The sequence below is a fragment of the Janthinobacterium sp. C22 genome (assembly GCF_057919405.1).
On the sequence record NZ_CP193659.1, the window covers coordinates 5,234,610 to 5,259,555 of the forward strand.

General features: G+C 61.8%; 20 protein-coding genes, 2 tRNA genes and 4 pseudogenes. 8 read left to right on the forward strand and 18 right to left on the reverse strand.

Annotated features, from left to right (window positions below; all coding sequences use genetic code 11):
* Positions 1-6: 6 nt before the first annotated feature.
* The 5 genes and pseudogenes from ACRHIG_RS24420 to hisC form a co-directional block, all read right to left on the reverse strand.
* A pseudogene (locus ACRHIG_RS24420) lies at positions 7-1,284 on the reverse strand (D-amino acid dehydrogenase); the annotation flags it as partial.
* A 16-nt stretch (positions 1,285-1,300) separates the two neighbouring features.
* Positions 1,301-2,365 (reverse strand): YeiH family protein, encoded by a 1,065-nt coding sequence (locus ACRHIG_RS24425; protein WP_083287284.1) that lies wholly within the window; start codon positions 2,363-2,365, stop codon positions 1,301-1,303.
* 206 nt (positions 2,366-2,571) lie between these two features.
* Complete coding sequence (locus ACRHIG_RS24430; RefSeq protein ID WP_489628195.1) at positions 2,572-3,441, reverse strand: NAD(P)-dependent oxidoreductase; 870 nt, start codon at positions 3,439-3,441, stop codon at positions 2,572-2,574.
* A gap of 63 nt (positions 3,442-3,504) precedes the next feature.
* Complete coding sequence (locus tag ACRHIG_RS24435; RefSeq protein ID WP_489628196.1) at positions 3,505-3,942, reverse strand: GNAT family N-acetyltransferase; 438 nt, start codon at positions 3,940-3,942, stop codon at positions 3,505-3,507.
* A gap of 4 nt (positions 3,943-3,946) precedes the next feature.
* A pseudogene (gene hisC, locus ACRHIG_RS24440) lies at positions 3,947-5,001 on the reverse strand (histidinol-phosphate transaminase).
* 176 nt (positions 5,002-5,177) lie between these two features.
* On the opposite strand from hisC, the gene ACRHIG_RS24445 reads away from it, so the two are divergent.
* Entirely contained in the window at positions 5,178-5,489 is a 312-nt protein-coding gene (locus ACRHIG_RS24445; RefSeq protein ID WP_076572513.1) for a hypothetical protein, read from the forward strand.
* Positions 5,490-5,654: 165 nt separating this feature from the next.
* On the opposite strand, the gene ACRHIG_RS24450 is transcribed toward ACRHIG_RS24445, so the two are convergent.
* The 6 genes and pseudogenes from ACRHIG_RS24450 to ACRHIG_RS24475 form a co-directional block, all read right to left on the reverse strand.
* Positions 5,655-5,744, reverse strand: a tRNA-Ser gene (locus ACRHIG_RS24450).
* A 345-nt stretch (positions 5,745-6,089) separates the two neighbouring features.
* A tRNA-Ser gene (locus ACRHIG_RS24455) sits at positions 6,090-6,179 on the reverse strand.
* Positions 6,180-6,292: 113 nt separating this feature from the next.
* A pseudogene (gene serS / locus ACRHIG_RS24460) lies at positions 6,293-7,581 on the reverse strand (serine--tRNA ligase).
* 134 nt (positions 7,582-7,715) lie between these two features.
* A complete protein-coding gene (locus ACRHIG_RS24465) occupies positions 7,716-7,919 on the reverse strand; it encodes a hypothetical protein (protein ID WP_475413628.1) in 204 nt (67 codons plus the stop codon).
* 149 nt (positions 7,920-8,068) lie between these two features.
* Positions 8,069-9,022 carry an aminotransferase-like domain-containing protein gene (locus tag ACRHIG_RS24470; RefSeq protein WP_489628197.1) on the reverse strand — a complete coding sequence of 318 codons (954 nt, stop codon included), beginning with the start codon at positions 9,020-9,022 and terminating at the stop codon, positions 8,069-8,071.
* Positions 8,959-9,489, reverse strand: coding sequence for a GntR family transcriptional regulator (locus ACRHIG_RS24475; RefSeq protein WP_489628198.1), 531 nt, complete (start codon positions 9,487-9,489; stop codon positions 8,959-8,961). The genes ACRHIG_RS24470 and ACRHIG_RS24475 overlap by 64 nt, the downstream gene beginning before the upstream one ends.
* 180 nt (positions 9,490-9,669) lie before the next feature.
* Here ACRHIG_RS24475 and ACRHIG_RS24480 point away from each other — a divergent pair, with 180 nt between their 5' ends.
* Together ACRHIG_RS24480 and ACRHIG_RS24485 are read left to right on the forward strand one after the other, a co-directional pair.
* Entirely contained in the window at positions 9,670-9,960 is a 291-nt protein-coding gene (locus ACRHIG_RS24480) for a DUF2917 domain-containing protein (RefSeq protein WP_489628199.1), read from the forward strand.
* On the forward strand, positions 9,957-10,694 hold the full coding sequence (locus ACRHIG_RS24485; RefSeq protein ID WP_489628200.1) for an NAD-dependent epimerase/dehydratase family protein: 738 nt from the start codon (positions 9,957-9,959) through the stop codon (positions 10,692-10,694). The genes ACRHIG_RS24480 and ACRHIG_RS24485 overlap by 4 nt, the downstream gene beginning before the upstream one ends.
* Before the next feature lie 2 nt (positions 10,695-10,696).
* Here ACRHIG_RS24485 and ACRHIG_RS24490 read toward each other — a convergent pair whose 3' ends face one another.
* The 3 genes from ACRHIG_RS24490 to ACRHIG_RS24500 all read right to left on the reverse strand — a co-directional run bounded on the left by ACRHIG_RS24490 (position 10,697) and on the right by ACRHIG_RS24500 (position 15,110).
* Positions 10,697-12,016, reverse strand: a complete 1,320-nt coding sequence (locus ACRHIG_RS24490) for a replication-associated recombination protein A (RefSeq protein WP_425252029.1) — start codon at positions 12,014-12,016, stop codon at positions 10,697-10,699.
* A 70-nt stretch (positions 12,017-12,086) separates the two neighbouring features.
* Positions 12,087-12,743: an outer membrane lipoprotein chaperone LolA gene (gene lolA, locus ACRHIG_RS24495; protein ID WP_489628201.1), complete on the reverse strand. Its 657-nt coding sequence runs from the start codon at positions 12,741-12,743 to the stop codon at positions 12,087-12,089.
* Positions 12,744-12,749: 6 nt separating this feature from the next.
* Complete coding sequence (locus ACRHIG_RS24500; RefSeq protein WP_475413633.1) at positions 12,750-15,110, reverse strand: DNA translocase FtsK; 2,361 nt, start codon at positions 15,108-15,110, stop codon at positions 12,750-12,752.
* Positions 15,111-15,325: 215 nt separating this feature from the next.
* On the opposite strand from ACRHIG_RS24500, the gene trxB reads away from it, so the two are divergent.
* The 3 genes and pseudogenes from trxB to ACRHIG_RS24515 all read left to right on the forward strand — a co-directional run bounded on the left by trxB (position 15,326) and on the right by ACRHIG_RS24515 (position 17,725).
* Positions 15,326-16,279, forward strand: a complete 954-nt coding sequence (trxB, locus tag ACRHIG_RS24505) for a thioredoxin-disulfide reductase (protein ID WP_034758671.1) — start codon at positions 15,326-15,328, stop codon at positions 16,277-16,279.
* A 7-nt stretch (positions 16,280-16,286) separates the two neighbouring features.
* On the forward strand, positions 16,287-16,961 hold the full coding sequence (locus ACRHIG_RS24510) for a Smr/MutS family protein (protein ID WP_230517714.1): 675 nt from the start codon (positions 16,287-16,289) through the stop codon (positions 16,959-16,961).
* A gap of 135 nt (positions 16,962-17,096) precedes the next feature.
* Positions 17,097-17,725, forward strand: a pseudogene (locus ACRHIG_RS24515) (trimeric intracellular cation channel family protein).
* Between the two features lie 155 nt (positions 17,726-17,880).
* On the opposite strand, the gene ACRHIG_RS24520 reads toward ACRHIG_RS24515, so the two are convergent.
* Both ACRHIG_RS24520 and ACRHIG_RS24525 read right to left on the reverse strand, forming a co-directional pair.
* A complete protein-coding gene (locus ACRHIG_RS24520; protein ID WP_034758685.1) occupies positions 17,881-18,219 on the reverse strand; it encodes a P-II family nitrogen regulator in 339 nt (112 codons plus the stop codon).
* A 173-nt stretch (positions 18,220-18,392) separates the two neighbouring features.
* Positions 18,393-20,009: an NAD+ synthase gene (locus tag ACRHIG_RS24525; protein ID WP_489628202.1), complete on the reverse strand. Its 1,617-nt coding sequence runs from the start codon at positions 20,007-20,009 to the stop codon at positions 18,393-18,395.
* 90 nt (positions 20,010-20,099) lie between these two features.
* On the opposite strand from ACRHIG_RS24525, the gene ACRHIG_RS24530 reads away from it, so the two are divergent.
* Positions 20,100-21,233: a GNAT family N-acetyltransferase gene (locus tag ACRHIG_RS24530; protein ID WP_489630868.1), complete on the forward strand. Its 1,134-nt coding sequence runs from the start codon at positions 20,100-20,102 to the stop codon at positions 21,231-21,233.
* A 52-nt stretch (positions 21,234-21,285) separates the two neighbouring features.
* Here the strand turns inward: ACRHIG_RS24530 and ppa are convergent, their stop codons facing one another.
* Together ppa and ACRHIG_RS24540 are read right to left on the reverse strand one after the other, a co-directional pair.
* Positions 21,286-21,828: an inorganic diphosphatase gene (gene ppa / locus ACRHIG_RS24535; protein WP_086139428.1), complete on the reverse strand. Its 543-nt coding sequence runs from the start codon at positions 21,826-21,828 to the stop codon at positions 21,286-21,288.
* Between the two features lie 254 nt (positions 21,829-22,082).
* Entirely contained in the window at positions 22,083-22,250 is a 168-nt protein-coding gene (locus tag ACRHIG_RS24540) for a hypothetical protein (protein WP_489628203.1), read from the reverse strand.
* Positions 22,251-22,455: 205 nt separating this feature from the next.
* Between ACRHIG_RS24540 and ACRHIG_RS24545 the strand changes: the two genes are divergently transcribed.
* Positions 22,456-24,879, forward strand: coding sequence for a membrane-bound PQQ-dependent dehydrogenase, glucose/quinate/shikimate family (locus ACRHIG_RS24545; RefSeq protein WP_489628204.1), 2,424 nt, complete (start codon positions 22,456-22,458; stop codon positions 24,877-24,879).
* Positions 24,880-24,946: the final 67 nt, after the last annotated feature.

Genomic DNA, 24,946 nt, shown 5'->3' on the forward strand with positions numbered 1-24,946 from the left:
GTTGAACCAACGCGGCCTCTTGCCGGGGGCTTCGCCGCAAAACGCAAAATCGACTTCCGGCCGCCGTCCCGACACGAGGTCGGCGATCGCCCTGCCCGCGCCGCAGCCCATGGTCCAGCCCAGGGTACCGTGGCCCGTGTTGAGATAGAGCTGGCGGTAGCGCGTCGTACCGATATACGGCACGTTCGACGGCGTCAGGGGGCGCAAGCCGGCCCAGTAGACGGGATCGCTGTAATCGCAGGCGTGGGGGAACAGCGCCTGCACGCGGCGCGTGATGGCGGCGCAGCGCACGGGGTTCAGCTCGCGCGTGTAGCCGTTCAGCTCGCACGTGCCGGCCACGCGCAGGCGCGATCCCAGGCGCGAAAACACCAGCTTATGGCCGTCATCCGTCAGCGATACGCTCGGTGCGCTGACGGGGTCAATGATCGGATACGTGGCGGAATAACCTTTACCCGGATACAACATCAGGCGGATGCCCAGCGGCTGCAGCAGCGGTGCGGAAAAACTGCCCATGGCCACCACCACGGCATCCGCATGCTCGATGCGGTGGCGGCCTTGCGCATCGATGCATTCCACGCCCGTGATGCGTGCGCCATCGGCCAGCAGCCGCGTCACCGTCGTGCCGTACTGGAAATCCACGCCGGTGACCGCCGCGCGCGCGGCCAGCGCCTTGGTAAACAAGTGCACGTCGCCCGACTCGTCGCTGGCCGTGAAGTCGCCGCCGACGATCTGGCCGCGCGCATGCGCCAGGGCCGGTTCCAGCCGGATCACTTCGTCGGCGCTGACGGTATTGCGCGGGCAGCCCAGTTCGCGCAGGAGCGCGGCGCCCGCCTGCGATTTATCAAACTCCTGCTGGTCCGTATAGAAATGCAGGATGCCCCGCTCGAGGTGGTCATAGGCGATGCCCGTCTCGCGGCGCAAGGCTTGCAGGCTCTGGCGGCTGTACTCGGCCAGGGCGACGATCTGGCGCATATTGCGCGCCACCCGCGATGGCAGGCATTCGCGCAGGTAATGCAAGGTCCACTGCCATTGCAGCGGATCGAGGCGGGGACGGAGCAGCAGCGGTGCGTCGTCCTTGCCCAGCCAGCTCAGGACCTTGCGCAGGGTGGCGGGATTCGCCCACGGCTCCGCGTGCGAGACGGAAATCTGTCCGCCGTTGGCAAAACTGGTTTCCTGCGCCGCGCCCGCCTGGCGCTCGAGAACGCGCACGTCGTGGCCCGCCTGGCGCAAATACCAGGCCGATGCCGTGCCGACCACGCCGGCGCCGAGAACGAGGATCTTCATGGCGAATGGCCAGCGCTCAGCGCGTCAGCAGCACGGCGATGGCGACGAAGGCGGCGATCCACACCGTCTCCATCACCAGCATGATCACGGGACGCCAGCCCAGCGAGGCCAGCGACTGGAACGAGGTTTTCACGCCCAGGGCGGCAATGGCGATGACGAGACAGGCGCGCGAGGCATTGTTGATCCAGCCATTCACTTCCTGCGGAATCAGGCCCAGGCTGTTGGTGATGACGAGCCAGACAAAGCCGATCAGGAAGAACGGCACGAGCGGCGGCGCATCGACTTCGCTCTTGCCGTCCTTGCGCTTGAACATGATCGACAGGCCCAGCACGACGGGCACGAGGCACGCCACGCGCGTCAGTTTCACGAAGGTGGCGACATCGCCCGTATGGTTGCTGACCAGATAGCCGGCGCCCACCACCTGCGCCACGTCATGAATCGTGCCGCCGATGAACACGCCCGCCTCCGTCGGGTCAAAACCCAGCAGCTTGACCAGCAGCGGGTAGACGATCATCGCCAGGGTGGACAGCGAGGTCACGCCCACCACCGTCAGCAGGGTGAATTTTTCGTTCTCCTTGGTTTGCGGCAGCACGGCCGAGATGGCCAGCGCGGCCGAGGCGCCGCAGATGGCCACGGAGCCGCCCGACAAAATGCCTTCCGTGATGGGGCGTTTCAGCCATTTGGCCAGCAGGTAGCCGAAGCCCAGGGTGGCGATCAGCCCGCCGACGACGATCAGCAACGGCGTCACGCCGACCGAGGCGATCTGGTTGAAGGTGATGCGCGCCCCCAGCAGGGCCACGCCCGTGCGCAGCAGCACCTTGCTGCAAAACTCGATGCCGGGCTTGCAGGTGGGGTCGGACGCGAGGAAATGGAAAGCCAGGCCGAAAAACAGCGCATACAGCAGCTGGGGGCCGCCGTAATTGCTGGAAATAAAGGTGGCCGACAGGGCGATCACCAGCGCGATGGCCACGCCGGGCCAGCTGCGCAGCACGGCGCGGGGCCGCCAGATGGCGATGGCGGAAGACAAATAGGGGATGTTCTTGTCGACAACGCGTGTTATCGCTGAGGAGTTGGTTTTCATGCGGGTCCGCTCATAATGTTTTAAAAATTGGGACATTTCATCTCGTTTTTTAATAATACACGATGAGCTAGCGAAGTCCATGCTTTTCCATGAAAATCGAAACCGGATGTTCCGGAAACCGACATTTTAATGATGCCGGCACCATAAACGACAAGCGGCGCGGCCCTTGGCAGGGACGCGCCGCTCTTTACTTAAGCGTTAAAAAGTTACTTTTTGTTCAAGCGGGTGATCAGGCTGGACGTGTCGTAACGGTTGCCGCCCGCCTGCTGCACTTCGCCATAGAACTGGTCCGTCAAGGTCGTCACGGGCAAGTCGCTGCCGTTGCGCTTGGCTTCGGCCAGGCAGATGCCCAGGTCCTTGCGCATCAGGTCGACGGCGAAACCGAAGTCGAACTTGCGCGCTATCATGGTCTTGCCGCGGTTTTCCAGCTGCCACGACTGCGCCGCGCCCTTGGAAATCACGTCCACCACCAAGGCCGCATCGAGGCCCGCGTTTTCCGCAAAAGCGATGCCCTCGCTCAAGGCTTGCACCAGGCCCGCGATGCAGATCTGGTTGACCATTTTCGTGAGCTGGCCGGAACCGGAAGCGCCCATGTAGGTGACGGCGCGCGAGAACAGGGCGATGACGGGCTCGGCACGTGCATACGCTTCCGCATCGCCGCCCACCATCACGGTCAGCTTGCCGTTTTCCGCACCGGCCTGGCCGCCGGACACGGGCGCGTCAAGGAAGAACACGCCCTGCTCTTTCGCCGCCGCGTGGATGGTGCGCGCCGCTTCGGCGGACGCCGTCGTGTGGTCGATCAGGATGCTGCCCGGCGCCATGGCGGACAGCAAGCCGCCCTCTTCCAGGATCACTTGATACAGATCGTTATCGTTGCCGATGCAGGTGAAGACGAACTCGGCACCCGCAGCGGCGGCGGCCGGCGTGGCGGCGCTGCTGCCCTTGTATTGCTCCAGCCAGGCGGCCGCGCGGGCCGGGTTGCGGTTGTACACGGTGACGTCGTGCCCGCCCGCCGCCAGGTGACCTGCCATGGGGAAACCCATGACGCCCAAACCGATGAATGCCACTTTTGCCATTTTGTCCGTCCTGTCGATGTGTGAATCCGATTATTGTTGCACAAACAGTCGCCGCCGGCAGCATCAAGGCGCGGGGGCGCGCCGATAATACAGGTCGAACTCTTCCTCGCCGTCCGCCACGAAGCCGTGACGCACATAGAAGCGGTTCGCCTCGCTGCCGCGCAAGGCGCCCACGCGCACGCTCTTGCGGGCCGCATCGGCCTCGGCAAACACGCGCGCCAGCACGGCCGCGCCCATGCCTTGCCGCTGGCATTCCGGCGCCAGGTAGAGGTGGTCGAGCAGCAAATAATCCGCTTGCGGGCGCAACACATAGAAGCCGGCCAGCGCGCCGCCATGGCGCAACTGCCAGGTGCAATCGGGGTCGTAGGTGGACAGGAAACGCTGGCGCGCCCGCTGCGGATCATAGCGGCCGATGCGCTCCAGGCTGTCGCGCATGGCGGCCACGCGCAGGCTGGCCAGCGCCTCGCCATCGGCGATGCTGGCAGGGACGAAGGTCAGCATGGCGTCACAGCACTGCGCACAATGCCGCCATCAACGCCGCGCACTCAGCCGGATTGCCGATGCTGATGCGCAAATACTGGCTGATGCGCGGAGCGTTGAAATGGCGCACGATCACCGACTTGGCGCGCAAGCCGGCCGCCAGTTGCGCCGCATCATGCTGCGGGTGGCGGGCAAAGATGAAATTGGCCACCGACGGCAGCACTTCGAAGCCCAGCGCCGCCAGGTCCGCCGCCAGCTGTTCGCGGCTGGCGATGACGGCCTGGCGCGTCTGCTGGAAATACGCTTCATCATGCAGCGAAGCGACGGCGCCGGCCAGGGCCAGCCTATCCAGCGGATACGAGTTGAAACTGTTCTTCACCCGTTCCAGCGCCTCGATCAAATCCGCATGGCCGAAGGCGCAGCCGACGCGCAAGCCGGCCAGCGAACGCGATTTCGAGAACGTCTGCACCACCAGCAAGTTCGGATACTTGTCGATCAGGGCCACGGCGCTCTCGCCGCCGAAATCCACGTACGCTTCATCGACCACGACCACGGCGTCGGGATGGTCGCGCAGCAAGGTTTCCACGCCGGCCAGCGGCAAGTCCACGCCCGTGGGCGCGTTGGGATTCGGGAAGATGATGGCGCCGCACGGCCCCGGTAGTCTTCAGGACGGATGCGCATGGCCTCGTCGAGCGGCACGGTACGGTAATCGATGCCGTACAGCTTGCAATACACGGGATAGAAACTGTAGCTGATGTCCGGGAACAGCAGCGGCGCATCGTGCTTGAGCAAGGCCATGAAGGCCAGCGCCAGCACTTCGTCGGAACCGTTGCCGACGAACACTTGCGCGCTGTCGAGTCCGTGGTAGGCGGCCAGGGTTTGCTTCAGTTCGCTGGCGGTGGGATCGGGATACAGGCGCAGGCTGTCGTTGGCCGCGTCGCGCAATACTGCCAGCACCTGCGGCGACGGGCCGTAGGGGTTTTCGTTGGTGTTGAGTTTCACCAGGTCGGGCAGTTTCGGCTGCTCGCCGGGGACGTAGGGGGTCAGCTCGCTGACGATGTTGCTCCAGAATCGGCTCATTGCTTTTATGGGTGGGGTCGGGATGGGAGGGGGTAGATTAACATAGGCTGAGCGGGGTCAAGGTGGAATGCAGGGTGAGGGGTAGCGTCAAACTTCGGACCCAAGCTGGCGAGAGAATGGCCGACTTGCAGCACGCAACAACACTGACATAACACTTGGCGAGGAATAGCAAGGCTATGGACGATACTCTCGGGACACTGTTTGACAGCGGTGAAAAAAGCGAGGAGCATGAAATGAAAAGCATGGAGGATTTGGTCATGGACGAGCAAGTCACCACATTGGCAAAAGATATGGCAGACGTAAAAGCGGATGTTGCCGTTCTAAAGACGGATGTCAGCGGCTTGAAACTGGACGTGGCGGTGGTGCGTTCCAATTATGCGACCAAGTCCGATGTGGCTGAGGCGAAGTCGGCTGTCATTCTGTCGTGCGTGGGGACGATAATTGCTATGTCGGGCGTCGTGTTTGCGGTGGCGCGGCTGGTGCACTAGCTTGCGTTACGTTAGTGGGGCGCTGGATTTCAAGGCCTGAATGGAGGAAAAAACGCCTTGCGCTGCGCGCTTTGGGCGGTTTTTTCTACCTGGCCTTGATGTGTCGCAGGCTTTTTGGCATCGCTAATAAAAAAGCTCCCTTGCGGGAGCTTCTCTTATGTATTCTGGCGGAGAGGGTGGGATTCGAACCCACGGTACGATTTAACGTACGCTTGATTTCGAGTCAAGTACATTCGACCACTCTGCCACCTCTCCGTTTACTGCGGTCTATTCGTTCAAACTGGCATGCCTGTTTGAACGAGGCGCTATTTTAGCATGGGTGTTGTTGGGTTGGGTAGGGGTTTATTGGTGATTTGCAACTCAATGCTGGACGCCAACCCGAAAAAACAATTGGGCGATTCGGGGAGTCTCGCGCGAGTACGCGCTCGTCTTCGAAGCTGCCGCCTTGGCGCACGCGTAAAAACCAATTGGGCGATTCGGAGAGCCCCGCGCAAATATGCGCGGGGCTTCGAATCCCACGCGTACGCCCCGCAGGGGGCGTACTCCTCTTCGCCGCCACAAATAAAAAAGCTCCCTTGCGGGAGCTTTTTCTATTTGTTCTGGCGGAGAGGGTGGGATTCGAACCCACGGTACGATTTAACGTACGCTTGATTTCGAGTCAAGTACATTCGACCACTCTGCCACCTCTCCATTTACTGCGGTCTTTTCCCGCATTGCTGCGAGAAGGCAAGATTATAGCAGCCGCCTGAAAAAATGGAAGGACTATTTTAAGCCTTCCATTGCAGCAAGCTGCCTGGTCTTTTTTACGCCTTCAGATGCGTCAGGCCGCCCATGTACGGGCGCAGCACTGGCGGGATTTCGACGCTGCCGTCCGCTTGCTGGTAGTTTTCCAGCACCGCGACCAGGGTGCGGCCCACTGCCAGGCCGGAGCCGTTCAGGGTGTGGGCCAGTTCCGGCTTGCCGGCGGCGTTGCGGAAACGTGCCTGCATGCGGCGGGCCTGGAAGGCTTCCGTGTTCGACAGGGACGAGATTTCGCGGTAGGTGTTCTGCGCCGGCAGCCACACTTCCAGGTCGAAGGTCTTGCTGGCCGTAAAGCCCATGTCGCCCGTACACAGCGACATCACGCGGTATGGCAGGCCCAGGCGTTGCAAGATCGTTTCCGCGTGGCCGACCATTTCTTCCAGCACCTGGTACGAGGTGTCCGGGTGCACCACTTGCACCATTTCCACTTTGTCGAACTGGTGCTGGCGGATCATGCCGCGCGTGTCGCGGCCATAGCTGCCCGCTTCCGAACGGAAGCATGGCGTATGGGCCGTCATTTTCAGGGGCAATTGATCGAGCGCCAGGATTTCATCGCGGGCGATGTTGGTCAGCGACACTTCCGACGTGGGGATCAGGTAGAAGGTCTCGCCCTCGCCTTCCACGCCGCCTTTTTTCACCGAGAACAGATCGGCTTCGAATTTCGGCAGCTGGCCCGTGCCGCGCAGCGAATCCGCGTTGACCATGTACGGCGTATAGCATTCCGTGTAGCCGTGCTCGTCAACGTGCGTGTTGAGCATGAATTGCGCCAGTGCACGGTGCAAACGGGCGATGCCGCCCTTCATCACGGAGAAGCGCGAACCGGTCAGCTTGGTGGCCACTTCGAAATCGAGGCCCAGCGGGGCGCCCACGTCGACGTGATCCTTGACTTCGAAATCAAACGTGCGCGGCGTGCCGACCTTGCGCACTTCCACGTTGCCCGACTCATCCGTGCCTACCGGTGCCGATTCGTGCGGCAGGTTCGGCACGGCCATGATGAAGTCGCTCAGCTTGGCTTGCACCAGGGTCAGGGCCGCTTCATCGGCTTTCAGTTCATCGCCCAGGCCGGCCACTTGCGCCATCACGGCCGAGGTGTCTTCCCCTTGCCTTTCAACATGCCGATTTGCTTGGACAGCGCGTTGCGCTTGCCCTGCAGTTCCTCGGTGCGCGTCTGGATCGCCTTGCGTTCGGCTTCGAGGGCGGTAAAACCTGCCACGTCGAGCTGGAATTTGCGCGTCGCCAGGCGTTCTGCGACGTTGGCGATGTCTTTACGGAGAAGTTGGATATCTATCATGGGTGGATGGCGGTGCCGATGTATCGAAAGCACTCATTGTACCAAGACCCTGTTCACTTCGATGAGTTTTGCGCAAGGTCAACCATCGTCATGGCAGCCTGACCGGGCACTCGCGCCCGCTTTACGGCGGATACTTAAATGAAAGCGGCTTTTTCAGCGTCCGTCAGGCGGCGGGCGCTGACGGTGACGACGGGCATGCTGCTGTCGGCGGCCTGGGCGATCACGGTGTTGCTGGCGCTCACTTCCAAGGTATTCGCGCCGGCGGTGGCGAAGCTGGCGCCGATGGCGATAATGGCGGCGGCGACAAAGGTGATTTCCATGTTTTTCAGTACGTTCATGATGTGACTCCTGGTTAGTTTGTTTCGTTGACTGCTGCTGGTATGGTGCTACTTTAGCCAACGGCGGCAAACAAGGCCACCGGCTTGCGACCGGCGGCGAAAAACAGGGAGCGAACGGTGAAAAACGGGGACTGAAACGCAAAGAATAGTTACAAGGCCTCATGCACCAGGCGGCCCAGCCGGCCGATGGCCTGCTCGATGCGCGGCGTCCACGCATTGCCGCAATTGAGGCGCAGATAATTGCCGAACTTGCCCGAGGCCGAGAACAGCTGGCCCGGCATGTAGGCCACGCCGCCGGCGATGGCCTGGCCATGCAGGGCCAGCGCATCGACCTGCGGCGGCATCTGCACCCACAGCACGAAACCGCCCTGCGGCTCGGACAGCATGCAGTCCGCCGGAAAGCTGGTCGCCACGGCATCGGACATGCGCGCGATGCGCTGCACCAGGGTGCGCCGCATCTTGCGCAGCTGCTGGTCGTAGCTGCTGCCTTCCAGAAAGTCGGCCAGCACGGCCTGGAAGAAATGGCTGGTGGCGCCGCTCGACACGGTTTTCAGCAGGGCCACTTCCTGCGCGTAGCGCCCGGCCAGCACGTAACCGACGCGCGACGCGGGCGTGATAGCCTTGGAAAACGAGGAACACAGCAGCACATTGCCGCTCGTATCGTAGGCCTTCACGGGCCACGGGCGCTGCGGCGCAAAGCACAGGTCGCCATACACATCGTCTTCCACCAGCGGAATATTGAATTCCGACAGCAAGCCCGCCAAGCGCTTCTTGTTCGCTTCCGGCATGACGCAGCCCAGGGGATTATTCGCGTTCGGCACGAACAGGCAAGCCTGCACAAGGCCGGCGCGCAGGGCCAGTTCCAGCGCGTCGAGCGACGGCCCCGTCTTCGGGTCGGTGGGGATTTCCAGCGCCTTCATGCCCAGGCTTTCGATCATCTGCAGCAGTACGAAATACGTGGCCGACTCGATGGCGATGGTGTCGCCCGGTTTGGCGACGGCGCGCAGGCACAGGCTGATCGCTTCCGTGCAGGAATTCGTCACGACGATCTCGCGCGGGTCCAGCTTGCCCCAGTCCAGCGCGCGGCGCGCGACCTGCCGCAAAAATTGCCTTCGCTGACGTCGTAGCAGCTGACCTTGCTCAACAAGGCGGGCTCGCGCCGGGCCACCGCGCTGATGGTGCGCTGCATGCGCTTGATGGGCAATATCTCGTCGGGCGGCCACGCCGTGCCCAGCTGCACGATAGCGGGCGCCTCGTTTTCCTTCAGCACGCGCATCAACAGGTTGTTGATGCCGACAAAGGCCGGCTCCTTCAGATGCTGCGCGTCGGCACTGCAGGGCCGGCGCGGCGCGCGGTGGCGCACGAAATAGCCGGACTGGGGCCGCGCATCGACCTGCCCCCGGTCTTCCATCAGGCGCAAGGCTTGCATCACGGTGCTGACGGAAATGCGTTTTTGCTGCGCCAGGTGGCGGATCGACGGCAAGCGGTCTCCAGGCGCGAACACGCGCGCGTCGATCAGGGCGCCCAGCTCGTTGGCCAGGTGCTCGTACAGATTCAAATGCGCGCTCATATTCATCCCTTCAGTATGCGGCTGGCGCGCGCGGCACGCACAGATACAGTTGCCCGTTTTTTTGACAAGCACAGTGTACGACGAAGCGCACTGTGTGCATGACAATTTCGTTTTCCTGCATCTGTCATGGTTCAAGCCAAGGGCCTAAGCTGTTCCTGTCAGCACAACAGGAGCGATGCCATGCATACCGACCACGAATTACGCAGCGAACGGCCCTTGCGTCTGGAGAAAGCGCACGCCAGGGTCATCGAATGCCTGTCCGGCACGGCCTGGATCACGGCCTACGCCCAGTTCGAGGATTGCGTGCTGCGCAGCGGCGAACGCTACACGATCCCGAATGACGGCCTGGTGCTGGTCGAAGCCGTCGGCAGCGGACACATCCGCGTGCACGGGGCGGCCGCCCCGCGCCCCGCCCTGCTGCGCTGGCTGAACCTGGCACTGCCTCACACACTGAATACTAGGAATACATGAGTCACAAACCATTGCACGTCCTCGTCACGGGCGCCGCCGGCAGCATCGGCACCGCTTTCTGGAAGCGCCGGCACGGGGAATTCTCCCTGCGCCTGGCCGACCTGCGGACGGATGGACTGGTGGAAGCGCCCTGCCCGTCCATGCAGCTCGACGTCAGCAATTACGCCGCCTGCCTGGCCGCCTGCATGGATACCGACGTGGTGCTGCACCTGGCCGGCGTGCCGCACGCCAGCGCCGATTTCGATACGCAATTGCTGCAGCCGAACATCATCGGCACGCACAACATCTTCCGCGCGGCGCAGGCTCAGGGAGTGAAAAGAGTGGTGTTTGCCAGCAGCGCGCAAGCCATCGAAGGCTATCCGCTGGACGTGCAAGTGCACGAAACCATGCCGGCGCGCCCGGCGAACATGTATGGCGCCAGCAAGGCCTTCGGTGAAGGCGTGGCCTCCGCGTTCGCGCACCAGCATGGCATGACGGCGATCGCCGTGCGCATCGCCAACGTGGCCCGGTTTGTGCCAGGCCAAGAGCACAGCGCGCGCGACATCGCCGCCTTCATCAGCGAGCGCGACGTGGTACAGCTGCTGGCCTGCTGCATCGCGGCGGACGTGCCGCCCGGCTACCACGTCGTGCATGGAGTGTCGGACAACCGTTATAAACGGCTATCCATCGACGCGACGCGCCAGCTGGTCGGCTACGCACCGCAGGACGACGGTTTTACCTTGCTGGGCTTGTAGCCTCAGCCCTTGCCGGCCGGTTTTCCTGCTTTTCTGTCCAGCTCGCGCAGCCACGCCAATTTGTCGGCTATTTTACTTTCCAGGCCGCGCGGCACGGGCTGGTACCAGCCCGGTTCCGCCATGCCGTCCGGAAAATACGTTTCGCCAGCCGCATAGGCATCGGGCTCGTCGTGCGCGTAGCGGTAGGCGTGGCCGTAACCGAGTTCCTTCATCAGCTTCGTCGGCGCATTGCGCAAGTGCACGGGCACTTCCTTCGATTTATCCTTCTTGACGAAGGCCATGGCCGTATTGAATGCGTTGTAACCCGCATTACTTTTCGCGGCAATCGCCAGGTAGATCACGGCCTGGCCCAGCGCCAGCTCGCCTTCGGGCGAACCGAGGCGCTCATACGTTTCCGCCGCATCATTGACCATGGTCAAGGCGCGGGGGTCGGCCAGGCCGATGTCTTCCCAGGCCATGCGCACGATGCGCCGCGACAAATAGCGCGGGTCGGCGCCGCCGTCGATCATGCGGCAAAACCAGTACAGGGCCGCGTCCGGGTTCGAGCCGCGCACGGACTTGTGCAGGGCGGAAATCTGGTCATAGAAATTGTCGCCGCCCTTGTCGAAGCGGCGCGAATTGAGTGTCAGCGCATTGTCGACGAAAGCCGCGTCGATCTTGGTCGTCCCCGTCGAGCTGGCGGCCGTCTCGGCCTGCTCCAGCAGATTGAGGAAGCGGCGCGCGTCGCCGTCCGCGTAGCCGATCAGGGTATCGGCCGCCGCCTCGTCGAAGCTCAGGTGCGTCAGCGCCGTGCTTTGCGCCTTGGCCAGCAGCTGCTTCATCTCGTCTTCGTTGAGCGATTTCAATACATACACTTGCGCGCGCGACAGCAGCGCCGAGTTCACTTCGAAGCTGGGGTTTTCGGTGGTGGCGCCAATAAACGTCACCAGACCCGACTCGACGAAGGGCAGCAAGGCATCCTGCTGCGATTTATTAAACCGGTGGATCTCGTCGACGAACAGCAAGGTGTGTTTGCCGAACTGGTCCAGGCTGTGGCGGGCCTGGTCCATGGCTGCGCGGATATCTTTCACGCCCGCGAACACGGCCGACAGGGCGATGAATTCGCTGTCGAAGGCGTTCGCCATCAGGCGCGCCAAGGTCGTCTTGCCCACGCCGGGCGGCCCCCACAAGATCATCGAATGGGCCTTGCCCGCCTCGAACGCCAGGCGCAGCGGCTTGCCCACGCCCAGCAGATGCGTCTGGCCAATGACTTCGTTGAGGGTAGCAGGCCGCAAGGCTTCGGCCAGCGGCTGGCGCGGTGCGGTGGAAAAGAGATCCGCCATAATATGTACCGGGTAAGAATGCAAAAGCCCCGCATCGCTGCGAGGCCGGTCAACAGCAAGACGTCAATAATCAGTTATTAATGACGTCCGCGCCTTTTGGCATCACGAATTTGAAATGGTTCGCGGCCAGCGCCGGATTTTTCTGGAAATTCTTGAACGCCAGCACCGACGTCTGGCCGAACGAGTCGCGCAACTCCATCGCTTCCGGCACGCCGTTGCGCAGGCCGATGCTGATTTCGTCGAAGGTCGTGTCCTTTGCTTTCGGCGTCGCTTTCAGCCATTCCAGGCCATCGCGCGTGCCCGCTTCGGCCAGGGTGAAATTCTTTTCCAGGTCGTTGCTGCCGAACAAGATGGCCGCTGGCGAGGAGCCGAGCGCGTCGCCCAGTTTCTTGACCGTCACCTGGCTCAAATCCTTGTCGTAGATATACAGCTTGTCGCCGTCCGCTTGCAGCAGCTGCTCGTACGGTTTCAGATAGGTCCAGATGAACTTGCCCGGACGGGCGAACTCGAAGGTGCCGCTGGCGGACGTCGACACTTTCGCCTTGCCGCTGGCATCGGCCTTCTTGACCTGGCGCTGCACGAACTCGCCCTTGGCCGACTTGGTGCCGGCCGCAAAGCTCTTGAATTGCTCCAGCGCGCTGGCCGAGGCGCTGGCCGCGAACAGCAGGCTGCAGGCGACGCTGGCCGCGCCAATGATCATTTTTGCTGCGAAAGTCGTGTTCTTCATACTATTTTACCCTTGTTCGCTACTCGCCGCCGGCACCAGAATGTCCCGGTTGCCATTGGATTGCATGGTTGATACCACCCCGCTCTGCTCCATCTGCTCGAGCAGACGGGCCGCGCGGTTGTAGCCGATGCGCAAATGACGCTGCACCAGCGAAATCGAGGCGCGGCGGTTTTTCAGCACCACCGCCACCGCCTGGTCGTACAGGGCATCGGCCTCGCCGCCGCCCTCGCCCGGCGCGCCGCCTTCGGCACCGTCGCCTTCCAGGGTGCCGCCTTCGAGGATGCCCTCGATGTAATTCGGTTCGCCCTGCAGCTTCAAATGGCTGACGACGCGGTGGACTTCCTCATCGGAAACAAACGCGCCGTGCACGCGCATCGGCAAGCCGGTGCCGGGCGGCATGTACAGCATGTCGCCCATGCCCAGCAGCGTTTCCGCGCCCATCTGGTCGAGAATGGTGCGCGAGTCGATCTTCGACGAGACCTGGAAGGCGATACGCGTCGGAATGTTCGCCTTGATCAGCCCCGTGATCACGTCTACAGATGGGCGCTGCGTGGCCAGAATCAAGTGCAGACCGGCGGCGCGGGCCTTTTGCGCGATACGCGCGATCAATTCCTCGACCTTTTTACCCACCACCATCATCAGATCGGCCAGCTCGTCGATGATGATGACGATGGTCGGCAGTTTTTCCAGCGGTTCCGGCGAGTCCGGCGTCAGGCTGAACGGATTCGGGATGTGCTCTTCGCGCTTTTTCGCGTCGGCAATCTTCGCGTTGTAGCCGGCCAGGTTACGCACGCCCATCTTGCTCATCAGCTTGTAGCGGCGTTCCATCTCGTTCACGGCCCAGTTCAGTGCATGGCCCGCCTGGCGCATGTCCGTCACCACGGGCGCCAGCAAGTGCGGGATGCCTTCGTAGACGGACATTTCCAGCATCTTCGGATCGATCAGGATCAGCCGCACGTCGAGCGGGTCGGACTTGTACAGCAGCGACAAAATCGTCGCATTGATGCCGACGGACTTGCCGGAACCGGTGGTGCCGGCCACCAGCAAGTGGGGCATCTTGGCGAGATCGGCCACGACGGGCTTGCCGGCGATATCCTTGCCCAGCGCAATCGTCAGGCTGGACACGCCATCGTTGTAGACCTTGGAGCCGAGGATTTCCGTCAGGCGCACGATCTGGCGCTTGGTATTCGGCAATTCCAAGGCCATGTAATTCTTGCCGGGAATGGTTTCCACCACGCGGATCGAGGTGAGCGACAGCGAACGGGCCAGGTCGCGCGCCAGGCCCACGATCTGGCTACCCTTCACGCCCGTGGCCGGCTCGATTTCATAGCGCGTCACCACAGGGCCGGGGTAAGCGGCCACTACCTTGGCATCCACGCCAAAGTCCGATAATTTCTTTTCGATCAGGCGGCTCGTGAATTCCAGGGTTTCCACGGATACCGTTTCCACCACGGGCGGCGCTTCGTCGAGCAAGGACAGCGGCGGCAGCTTGCCATCGCCGAGCCCCTCGAACAAATGCGCCTGGCGCTCCTTTTCCACGCGCTCGGATTTCACCACGGTCACCACTTGCGGCTCGATCTTGACGGGCGGCGCAGCCACGTGCTTTTCCACGTGCTTGGCCCGTTCGATGACCACCACTTCGTCGCGGCGCACGGCAGCCACTTCGCCCTGGCGGCGGTCTTCGCGGTCCTGATAGCGCAGCACGAACCAGTTGAAAACGTCTTCGATGGCGCCGCCGATGCGTTCGGCTACTTGCAGCCAAGAAACGTGGAAGAACAGGGAAAATCCCAGGCCGAACAGCAGCAGCAGTAATAAAGTAGCGCCGGTGAAGCCGAAGGCCACGTGGGCCGAATGCCCCGCCAGCTGGCCCAGCACGCCGCCCGGGTCGCGCGGCAGCTGCACGTGCAGGCTCTTCGCCATGCGCAGGTATTCAAGGCCCATGCTGCCGATCAGCATGATGGAGAAGCCGACGATGCGGATCAGCATCTCGACATGGTGCTCGCGCTCCACCTCTTCCTCTTCCAGCAGGAAGCGCTTACTCAGGCGGCGATAGCCATTCCACACGGTGCGCAGCAGCCAGACACACCACCACCAGGCGGAAAAGCCGAAGATATACAGCAGCAGATCGGAGAAGGTCGCGCCGAGCTTGCCGCCCAGGTTGGCCACCTTGTCGACATTGGTGGCATGCGACCAGCCGGGGTCGAGCTTGTTGAAACTGGCCAGTATCAGCACGAAATACAGGGCAAACGCGGCCAGCGCGAACCAGCGCGCCTCGGACAGCAGCCGTACCAGCCGGTTGGGCAAGGGCCGGCGTTCGACCGGTTTTCGGGTGTAGCTATTTTGATTGGCCTGGGCTGGTTTAGTCATTCTGGGAAGCGCTGCAAGGTGAAAAATGTTTCTGAAAGGGAATTTCCCATAATAAGGAAGTATTCTAAGCCATATATGCCCCGGACGGCCCCACGATTCGTCGCTGCAGGCGGCTTGGTCTATAATCGAGGATTGATTGCGCAAGCGCAATGCGCCCTTGTTCTTCGCGCGTATGCCCCCAATTCGGATAGACCCCACTCATAGAGAAGCCTCCCATGACCACTACCAAACACGCCCGCGTTTTGATCCTCGGCTCCGGCCCAGCCGGCTACAGCGCCGCCGTCTACGCCGCCCGCGCCAACCTGAACCCGATGCTGGTCACCGGCGTGGAACAAGGCGGCCAGTTGATGACCACCACCGACGTGGAAAACTGGCCCGGCGACCCGATGGGCGTGCAAGGCCCGGACCTGATGCAGCGTTTGCTGCAGCATGCCGAGCGTTTCAATACGGAAATCGTGTTTGACCACATCCACACCACCTTCCTCAATGAAAAGCCGATCCGCCTGAAGGGCGACAGCCACGAATACACGTGCGACACGCTGATCATCGCCACGGGCGCATCCGCACAATACCTGGGCTTGCCGTCGGAAGCGGAATTCATGGGCAAGGGCGTGTCCGCCTGCGCCACCTGCGATGGCTTCTTCTACCGCAACCAGGAAGTGGCCGTCGTCGGCGGCGGCAACACGGCCGTCGAAGAAGCGCTGTACCTGTCGAACATCGCCAATAAAGTTACGCTGATCCACCGCCGCGACAAGTTCCGCGCCGAAGCCATCCTGATCGACCGCCTCAACGCCAAGGTTGCCGAAGGCAAGATTGTGTTGAAATATAACCACACTCTGGACGAAGTGACGGGCAACGAAGGCGGCGTGACGGGTCTGAACATCAAGTCGACCATCGACGGCAAGGTCGAAGCGCTCTCCGTGCATGGCGTCTTCATCGCCATCGGCCACAAGCCGAACACGGGTATCTTCGAAGGCCAGCTGGACATGCACAACGGCTACATCAAGACCAAGACGGGCCTGGAAGGCATGGCCACCGCCACCAGCGCACCGGGCGTGTTTGCCGCCGGCGACGTGCAGGACCATATCTACCGCCAGGCCATCACCAGCGCCGGCACCGGTTGCATGGCAGCACTGGACGCCCAGCGCTACCTGGAAGGCCAGGAGTAAGCGTCGCATGGCGTCGATGAAAGACTTTGCCGACCTGAAAGCGGTCAGCAAGCAGCTCAAGGAGCAGGCCGATGCGCGCGCCCAGGCTGAAGCGGAGCGCGTCAAACAGGTCAAGGTGCAGGCCGTGGAGAGCAATCTCTTCAAGGCCAGCATCGGCGGCGTCAAGCGCCTGCCCGAGTCGGACCGCTACGTTCCCAGCCTGCCCAAGACGGGCGCCATGGCGGCCCAACAGCCGGCGCGCAAGTTGTCTCCGGAAGAGGACGATGCTGCCGTGCTGCGCGAGTCGCTGTCGGACTTGTTCGAAGTCGACCATTACCTGGAAAACGATCCGGCCCTGAACTACGCCCGCCCCGGCGTGGGACCGGACGTGGTGAAAAAGATGCGCAAGGGCCACTGGCCCATCCAGGATGAGCTGGACTTGCACGGCTTGCGCCGCGACGAGGCGCGCGACGGCATCGGCGCGTTCCTGAACCAGGCCACGCGGCGCAAGCTGCGCTGCGTGCGCGTGATCCACGGCAAGGGTTTTGGCTCGAAAGGCCAGGAACCGGTCTTGAAATCGATGGTGCACAGCTGGCTCGTGCAAAAGGATGAAGTCATCGCCTTTTGCCAGGCGCGCCGCTCCGAAGGGGGCGATGGCGCGCTCGTCGTATTGCTTTCTTCCGCCCTGCAGCCCATCCGCTGAGCACCGCAGCAAGAAATTACAATTCAGTAACAAGTTAGCCCACGCGCACGGCCCCGTTTGTCACCATTCGGGGCCGTGTCATGTTAACCTGTGACAATTATTTCCTGCTTAGCGTCTCGTGCACGCGCTCCACCCATGATGCCACCCCAATTGCCGCCTGGCTCGCTGATCAAGATCATTGAGGTCATCGCCATCCTGGTGGGTGCGTTTTCCGGCTTCATCGAAGCGCGCCGCAAGCGCATGGACCTGGTCGGCGTGTTCGTCGTGGCCTTCATCACGGCGTTTGGCGGGGGACTTTGCGCGACATCCTGCTCGACAAGCGGCCATTGTTCTGGGTGTCGCACCAGGAATACGCGATCCTGATCTTCGTGCTGGCCCTGACGGCCGCGCCCCTGATCCAGCATTTGCGCCAGATCGTCTCGGAACGCCTGATCGTCATCGCCGACGCCATCGGCCTGGGCATGTTCGCCATCGCGGGCGTGGCCGAAGCGACGCGCGCCGGCATGCCGCTGTTCATCGCGTCGATGATGGGCGTGATTACGGGGATTTTTGGCGGCGTGATGCGCGACATCGTCTGCAACGAAGTGCCGATGGTGTTTCGCGACGGCAAACCGTACGCAATCTGCGCGTTCTTCGGCTGCTGGGCTTATTTATTGCAGATGCACTTCGGCGCCGAGCACGACTTCGCGCTGTGGACCAGCGCCAGCGGCATCACGATCCTGCGCCTGATCTGCTGGAAATTCGACATGCGGCTGGGGCGCTGATGCGCAATCCGGCAGCTTGGGTGGCTCAGCAGCGTCGGCTTACGCGCTGGCGCGCTAAGCCGACCTACGCGTATCGACGTACATCAGGCGTAGGTCGGATCAGGCTCGAAGAGCCGTAATCCGACACCATTGTTGCCGTAGCCGCCAGCAAAAACTTAGACGGCGTCCGGCCCCGTCTCGCCCGTGCGGATGCGGATGACCTGCTCCACGTCGCGCACAAAGATCTTGCCGTCGCCAATCTTGCCCGTGCGGGCCGCCTTGATGATGGCGTCGACCACCAGTTCCGACACGCTGTCGTCCACCACCACTTCGACTTTGACTTTCGGCAAGAAGTCGACCACGTACTCGGCGCCACGGTACAACTCGGTATGACCCTTCTGGCGGCCAAAGCCCTTCACTTCCGTCACGGTCAAGCCCGTCACGTTCACGTCGGCCAGCGCCTCGCGTACTTCGTCGAGCTTGAATGGTTTGATGATGGCGGTAATCTGTTTCATGGCTTTCTCCTTATTGATAATCGTCAGTTCTTCATTAGCTGGCTTAACGGGACCCCGCAAAACCGTAGCGAGCAAGTTCAATACCGGGTTGAGTAGCGGAGCCGTACTTTAGTACGGTGAGCAACGGATGCCCGGTAGTGAGCTGCGCAGTAGGTTTGGCGGGGTTCCCCACGTTATTCGTAAAACTTCGACGTAATGGGATAGCGCCAGTCGCGGCCGAAGCCACGGTGCGTGACGCGAATGCCCACCGGCGACTGGCGCCGCTTGTATTCATTGATCTTGATCAGGCGCGTGATTTTCGCCACGTCGGCCGGCGGGTAGCCAGCCTCGATAATCTCGGCGATCGGCCGGTTTTCTTCCATGTACAGCTGCATGATGCCGTCGAGTACGTCGTATGGCGGCAAGGAATCCTGGTCCAGCTGGTCGGCGCGCAATTCAGCCGACGGTCCGCGCGTCAGGATGCGCTCGGGTATCACGTCCGACACGCTGTTGCGGTACGCGCACAGCCGGTACACAAGGGTCTTGGCGATATCCTTGATCACGGCAAAGCCGCCCGCCATGTCGCCGTACAGGGTGCAATAACCGACAGCCATCTCGCTCTTGTTGCCCGTCGTCAGCACGATACTGCCATGCTTGTTCGACAGGGCCATCAGCAAGGTGCCGCGGATGCGCGCCTGGATGTTTTCTTCCGTCGCGTCTTCCGCCAGTCCGGCGAACTCGTCAGCCAGGGTGGCGCGGAAGGCATCGAAGGTGTGCTTGATCGGAATTTCATCGTAGCGCACATTAAGGCGTTTTACCATGTCGCGTGAATCGATCCACGAGATATCGGCCGTAAATTGCGATGGCATCATGACGGCGCGCACCTTGTCGGCGCCCAGCGCATCGACGGCAATCGCCAGGGTCAGGGCGGAATCGACACCGCCCGACATGCCGATCAGCACGCCAGGGAAGCCGTTCTTGCCGATATAGTCGCGCACGCCCAGCACCAGCGCCTGGTACACCTGCGCTTCCGTCGTCAGCGGCGTGGCCAGCGGCTGCGGCACGGGCGTGGCGCCGTCGAACTCGACCAGTTGCAAGTCTTCCTCGAAGTGGCGCAGCTGGGCGCAGATCGTGCCGGCCGCATCCATGACAAACGAGTCGCCATCGAAAATCAGTTCATCCTGGCCACCGACCAGGTTGGCGTACACGAGGGCCATGCCTTGCGCGCTGACGTTCCTGCGCATGGTGTCATAGCGCAGATGCTGCTTGTTCATGTGGTAGGGCGAGCCGTTCGGCACCAGCAGCACTTGCGCGCCGGCCGCGCGGGCGCGCATCGGCGCATGCTCGAACCACGTGTCTTCGCAGATATTGATGCCGAAACGCACGCCTTTCACGCCGAACACGAAAGCCTGGTCCGACGACGTGAAGTAGCGCTTTTCATCGAATACGGTGGTGTTCGGCAAATCGTGCTTGCGGTAGGTGCCCAGCACTTCACCGTTCAGCAGCACGGAGGCGGCATTGTGGCGCACGCCCTTCTCGTCCTGCAGCGGCACGCCCACCACCACATGCAAATCCTTGAACTGCGCCAGGTCGGCCGCCAGCCCCGCAAACGCTTCCTGCGTTTTTGCGTAGAATGCATTGCGCAGCAATAAGTCCTCGGGTGGATAGCCGACCAGCGACAGTTCCGGCGTGAGCACGATATCGGCGCCCGCCTCGAACGCGCGGCGGGAAAGGTCGAAGATCTTGGCACGGTTGCCGGCCAGATCGCCGACCGTACTATTCATTTGAGCAATTGCGACTTTGACTGTCATGATGATGATGGATATTTCGTTCTATTAAACAAGACAGGGGCGCGCAGACCGACGGCGGCGCCCCGAGAGTGATGAATGCACACTACAACAATGAATTATCGCACGGCTATCGTCACTACCCTGGCTGAAATTGGCGAAGCGACCTGGTCTGAACTGCTGGCGCGCCAGGCGGATGCGAATCCCTTCCTTTCCTACGCCTTTTTGCATGCGCTGCACGAGTCCGGCTGCGCCAGCGCGGACACGGGCTGGCAGCCGAATTACCTGGTGCTGTGGCAAGGCGAGACCCTGGCCGCCGCCCTGCCCCTGTACCTGAAGATGCACTCGTATGGCGAATACGTGTTCGACTGGGCCTGGGCCGATGCCTATCAGCAGCATGGCCTCGAATATTACCCGAAACTGCTGTCCGCTATTCCCTTTACGCCCGTCAGCGGCACGCGTTTGCTGGCCCGCGATGGCGAAGCGCGCGCCGCCCTGCTGGCCTTTTTGCAAGCCCAGCAACAGGCCAGCGACGTGTCGTCCTGCCACATCCTGTTCCCGCCGGAAAGCGAGGCGCGCCAGCTGGCGCAGGCCGGCTACCTGATGCGTAGTGGCGTGCAGTTTCACTGGCTCAATCCCGGCTACACGGATTTCGAGCAATTCCTCGCCACCCTGGAACACAAGAAGCGCAAGAATATCCGCGCCGAGCGGCGCAAGGTGCGGGAAGCGGGCGTGACCATGCGCCAGGTGCGCGGCATGGACGCCACGGACGCCGACTGGAAGCTGTTCCACCGCTGCTACAGCAATACCTATGCCGAGCACCGCTCCTCGCCCTATCTGAGCCGGGACTTCTTCCAGCGCATAGCCGCCAGCATGCCGCAAAACATTTTATTGGTGATCGCCGAGCGCGACGGCCGGGCCATCGCCGCCTCGCTGGTGATCCACACGGCCGACACCCTGTATGGACGCTACTGGGGCGCGCTCGAGCACGTACCGTGCCTGCATTTCGAGACGGCTTACTATCAGCCGCTGGAATTTTGCATCGCCAACGGCATCGCCACCTTCGAGGGAGGCGCCCAGGGCGAGCACAAGATGGCGCGCGGCTTCCTGCCGCAAAAGACCTGCTCCGCCCACTGGCTGGCGCACCCGGCCTTTGCGGACGCCGTGCAGCGCTTCCTCGAACGGGAACGGGGCGGCATCGACGCCTACCTCGATGAATTGAACGAGCACAGCCCGTTTCGCGCATAAAAAAACGCTCCCGGCCATGACTGGCGGGGAGCGTTTTTCTTACTGGGTGCTCTTATGCTTTTGCGGCATCTGCCTTGTAGGCGGCGACGCCGCCCAGGATTTCTTCCTTGGCCACTTCAGGGCCATACCAGCCGTCGATCTTGACCCATTTGCCTTTTTCCAGATCTTTGTAGTGCTCGAAGAAATGCTGGATCTGGCGCAAACGCAGTTCGTTCAAGTCTTCCGGCTTTTGCCAGTGGCTGTAGATCGACAGGACCTTGTCGACTGGCACGGCCAGCACTTTTGCGTCTTCGCCCGACTCGTCGGTCATTTTCAGCACGCCGATAGGACGGCAGCGCACGACCACGCCCGGGATCAGCGGGAACGGGGTGATGACCAGCACGTCGACCGGGTCGCCGTCCGGCGACAGGGTGTTCGGCACGTAGCCGTAGTTGCACGGGTAATGCATGGCGGTACCCATGAAGCGATCGACGAAGATCGCGCCGCTTTCCTTGTCGACTTCGTACTTGATCGGATCGGCATTCATCGGGATTTCGATGACGACGTTGAAATCGTTCGGCAGGTCGCGGCCGGAAGAGACGTTATTCAAACTCATGGGGTTCCTCATTAGCGGATGGTGTTTTAACCGCGCAATTATAGCGAAGTACAGGCAGCTTGTGCGATGCAGCAGCGGCCCGGCGGCGTTTTGCGCGTCCTGCCAGCAACAGTGGCATGCATGGGCCGCTGCCCCCGCAGCCTGCCAGAGAAAGAATAAACAGGCGGCCAAAAATAATAAGTAAAAACACGTAAGTAATACTACGCTCACGCCTGAATTAATATCTGGAATATCTGCGTATTTTCATTTCAATATCACCATGCGGAAAACATGGTTATTATAATCGGCATTGCATTTATTGCAGCCACTTCTAACAACAATTTCATTATCATGCATCCGGCGATGCCTGCACATAATGACGCGGGCGTTTCAACATGCTTCGCCAAACGCCCACCCAGCCCCGCAATCTGCTCTTCCAGCATAATATTTGCTCTTATTTGAAGAGTTTATCTGATTCAAATGGCGTCCTTGCCAAAAAATGGCGCGACCGGAAGACAATCTTCAATTCTGATAAACTGTCACATTCTGGTGATTCCAAACTTTGTATATTCTGCAATCGACGCCTTCCCTGAATTCAATATGGCGCTTTCAACGCGCCACCGATAAATCCTTGCAAAAAGGAATATGATGATTCCCTCCTTCCGGTCCGGGCCTCTATTAAAGGTCACCGGCGTTATTTTCATTCTGTTTGGCCTCGCCCTGCTGGGCGGCGGCATCTGGCTGGCCACGCTCGGCGGCTCCTGGTACTACCTGCTGGCCGGCATAGGCATGCTGATCGCAGGCGCGCTCGTCTTCAAAGGCAAGCGCAGCGCGCAACCGTTCATGGCGCTGCTGCTGCTCGCCACCCTCATCTGGTCCGTGATCGAAGTGAAATTCGACTGGTGGCAATTGCTGCCGCGCCTGGACATCTGGTTTGCCGCCGCCGTCTGGCTGCTGCTACCCTTCGTCAGCCGCCGCCTGGCGCCACCCGCCGCGGAGAAACAGGGGCAATTGGGCAAGACGGCCCTTTCCGCCGCCGTGGCCCTGACCGTCATCGCCGGCGTCATCGCCCTGTTCCAGGACTACCATGACCTGCATGGCGACGTGCCTGCCGAAAACATGGCCGCCACCGCCAGCGGCGACCTGGCGCCCGGCGTCGAGCACAATGACTGGTCCGCGTATGGCCGTTCCGGCTATGGTGACCGCTACGCGCCGGCCGCGCAGATCACGCCGGCCAATATTTCCGGCCTGAAAGAAGCCTGGACCTACCACACGGGCGACTTCAAGGGGCCGAACGATCCGGGCGAGATCGCCAATGAAGTCACGCCGCTGAAGGTCAATGACATGCTGTACCTGTGCACGCCGCACAATATCGTCATCGCGCTGAACCCGGACACGGGCAAGGAAATCTGGCGCCACGATCCGAAGATCAACCGCGACGCGGCCAGCTACCAGCACATGATCTGCCGCGGCGTCGCCTACTGGGACGTCAACGCGGGCCGCGCCAAGAACAACCCGGCCCCCGAAGCGGCCGGCATGGAATGCCCGCGCCGCATCCTGGCGCCGACCATGGACGGCACCATGATCGCCGTGAATGCCGATACGGGCGAATCGTGCAAGAGCTTTGGTAATAACGGTGTCGTCAACCTGTATAAAAACATGGCCATGATCAAGCGCGGCTTCCTGATGCCCACCTCGCCGCCGGCCGTCTCGCAGAAAATGGCCGTGATCGCCGCCAGCGTGACGGACAACCATTCGACGGAAGAGCCGTCGGGCGTAATCCGCGGCTACGATCCCGTCACCGGCAAGCTGATGTGGAACTGGGACCCGGCCACGCCGGAAGATACGCAGCCCTTCCCGGAAGGCAAGAACTACACCAACAACTCGCCCAACTCGTGGGGCGTGGCCAGCATCGATGAAAAGCTGGGCATGGTCTACATTCCGATGGGCAATGAAACCCCCGATACCTGGGGCGGCAACCGCAACAAGAATGGCGAGAAATTCAACAGCGCCATCGTCGCGCTCGACCTGGCGACGGGTAAAGTGCGCTGGGTCTACCAGACCGTGCACCACGATATCTGGGACATGGATATCGGCGGCCAGCCTTCGCTGGTCGACATCGACACGCCAAAAGGCAAAGTCCCATCGGTCGTCGCCACGACGAAACGGGGCGACATCTACGTGATCGACCGCCGCGACGGCAGCCTGGTCGTGCCGGCGCCAGAAAAACCCGTGCCAACGAGCAATCCTGCCGCCGGCGACACCCTGTCGCCCACGCAGCCGTTCTCGGCCCTGACCTTCTTGCCTGAACGCAATATCAGCGAAGCGGACATGTGGGGCACCACGCCGTTTGACCAGCTCGCCTGCCGCATCATCTTCAAGGAACGCCGCTATGAAGGCCCGTTCACGCCGCAAACGGCCGGCAAGGGCGCCGTCATCTCGCCGGGCCCGCTCGGCATCTTCGAATGGGGTGGCGCGGCCATCGACCCCGTACGCCAGTTGCTGATCGTCAACCCTGACTACATGGGCTTCCTGGAAAAACTCGTGCCGCGCGCCGAAACGACCGCCAAGGGCGGCACGGGCGGCGAAATGGGCTTGCAGCCACAGACGGGCGTCCCGTTCGCCGTGGAAATCAAGGCCTTTTTGTCGCCGCTGGGCTTCCCATGCCAGGCACCGCCGTGGGGCTATGTGGCCGCCGTCGACCTGCGCACCATGAAAAAAGTGTGGATGCACAAGAACGGCACCACGCGCGACAGCGGTCCCGTGCCGATTCCCTTGCCACTGGGCGTGCCCAGCCTGGGCGGCATGGTCACCACGGGCGGCGGCGTGACCTTCCTCAGCAGCACGCTCGACTACTACATCCGCGGCTACGACGTCAGCAACGGCAAAGTCATCTGGAAAGCCCGTTTGCCGGCCGGCGGCCAAGCCACCCCGATGAGCTATGTGTCGAACAAGTCGGGACGCCAGTTCGTCGTCGTCATGGCCGGCGGCCACGGTTCGCTGGGCACGAAGATGAGCGATACCCTGGTCGCGTATGCCTTGCCCGAAGGCACGGCGGTACCGAAGAAGTAATCAGCAACGCACTCCGCCATGGAGTGTGCGCATAAAAAAGCCGTTCAGTCTGCACTGAACGGCTTTT

What these genes read in the sequence shown, in the direction of transcription:
- ACRHIG_RS24500 (WP_475413633.1), bottom strand. Translation starts at nt 15,110, where the DNA reads ATGACTAAACCAGCCCAGGCCAATCAAAATAGCTACACCCGAAAACCG.
- lolA (WP_489628201.1), bottom strand. Translation starts at nt 12,743, where the DNA reads ATGAAGAACACGACTTTCGCAGCAAAAATGATCATTGGCGCGGCCAGC.
- ppa (WP_086139428.1), bottom strand. Translation starts at nt 21,828, where the DNA reads ATGAGTTTGAATAACGTCTCTTCCGGCCGCGACCTGCCGAACGATTTC.
- ACRHIG_RS24510 (WP_230517714.1), top strand. Translation starts at nt 16,287, where the DNA reads ATGGCGTCGATGAAAGACTTTGCCGACCTGAAAGCGGTCAGCAAGCAG.
- ACRHIG_RS24525 (WP_489628202.1), bottom strand. Translation starts at nt 20,009, where the DNA reads ATGACAGTCAAAGTCGCAATTGCTCAAATGAATAGTACGGTCGGCGAT.
- ACRHIG_RS24445 (WP_076572513.1), top strand. Translation starts at nt 5,178, where the DNA reads ATGGACGATACTCTCGGGACACTGTTTGACAGCGGTGAAAAAAGCGAG.
- ACRHIG_RS24490 (WP_425252029.1), bottom strand. Translation starts at nt 12,016, where the DNA reads ATGGCGGATCTCTTTTCCACCGCACCGCGCCAGCCGCTGGCCGAAGCC.
- ACRHIG_RS24485 (WP_489628200.1), top strand. Translation starts at nt 9,957, where the DNA reads ATGAGTCACAAACCATTGCACGTCCTCGTCACGGGCGCCGCCGGCAGC.
- ACRHIG_RS24465 (WP_475413628.1), bottom strand. Translation starts at nt 7,919, where the DNA reads ATGAACGTACTGAAAAACATGGAAATCACCTTTGTCGCCGCCGCCATT.
- ACRHIG_RS24530 (WP_489630868.1), top strand. Translation starts at nt 20,100, where the DNA reads ATGAATTATCGCACGGCTATCGTCACTACCCTGGCTGAAATTGGCGAA.
- ACRHIG_RS24540 (WP_489628203.1), bottom strand. Translation starts at nt 22,250, where the DNA reads ATGCTGGAAGAGCAGATTGCGGGGCTGGGTGGGCGTTTGGCGAAGCAT.
- ACRHIG_RS24475 (WP_489628198.1), bottom strand. Translation starts at nt 9,489, where the DNA reads ATGAGCGCGCATTTGAATCTGTACGAGCACCTGGCCAACGAGCTGGGC.
- ACRHIG_RS24545 (WP_489628204.1), top strand. Translation starts at nt 22,456, where the DNA reads ATGATTCCCTCCTTCCGGTCCGGGCCTCTATTAAAGGTCACCGGCGTT.
- ACRHIG_RS24480 (WP_489628199.1), top strand. Translation starts at nt 9,670, where the DNA reads ATGCATACCGACCACGAATTACGCAGCGAACGGCCCTTGCGTCTGGAG.
- ACRHIG_RS24435 (WP_489628196.1), bottom strand. Translation starts at nt 3,942, where the DNA reads ATGCTGACCTTCGTCCCTGCCAGCATCGCCGATGGCGAGGCGCTGGCC.
- ACRHIG_RS24520 (WP_034758685.1), bottom strand. Translation starts at nt 18,219, where the DNA reads ATGAAACAGATTACCGCCATCATCAAACCATTCAAGCTCGACGAAGTA.
- ACRHIG_RS24425 (WP_083287284.1), bottom strand. Translation starts at nt 2,365, where the DNA reads ATGAAAACCAACTCCTCAGCGATAACACGCGTTGTCGACAAGAACATC.
- trxB (WP_034758671.1), top strand. Translation starts at nt 15,326, where the DNA reads ATGACCACTACCAAACACGCCCGCGTTTTGATCCTCGGCTCCGGCCCA.
- ACRHIG_RS24430 (WP_489628195.1), bottom strand. Translation starts at nt 3,441, where the DNA reads ATGGCAAAAGTGGCATTCATCGGTTTGGGCGTCATGGGTTTCCCCATG.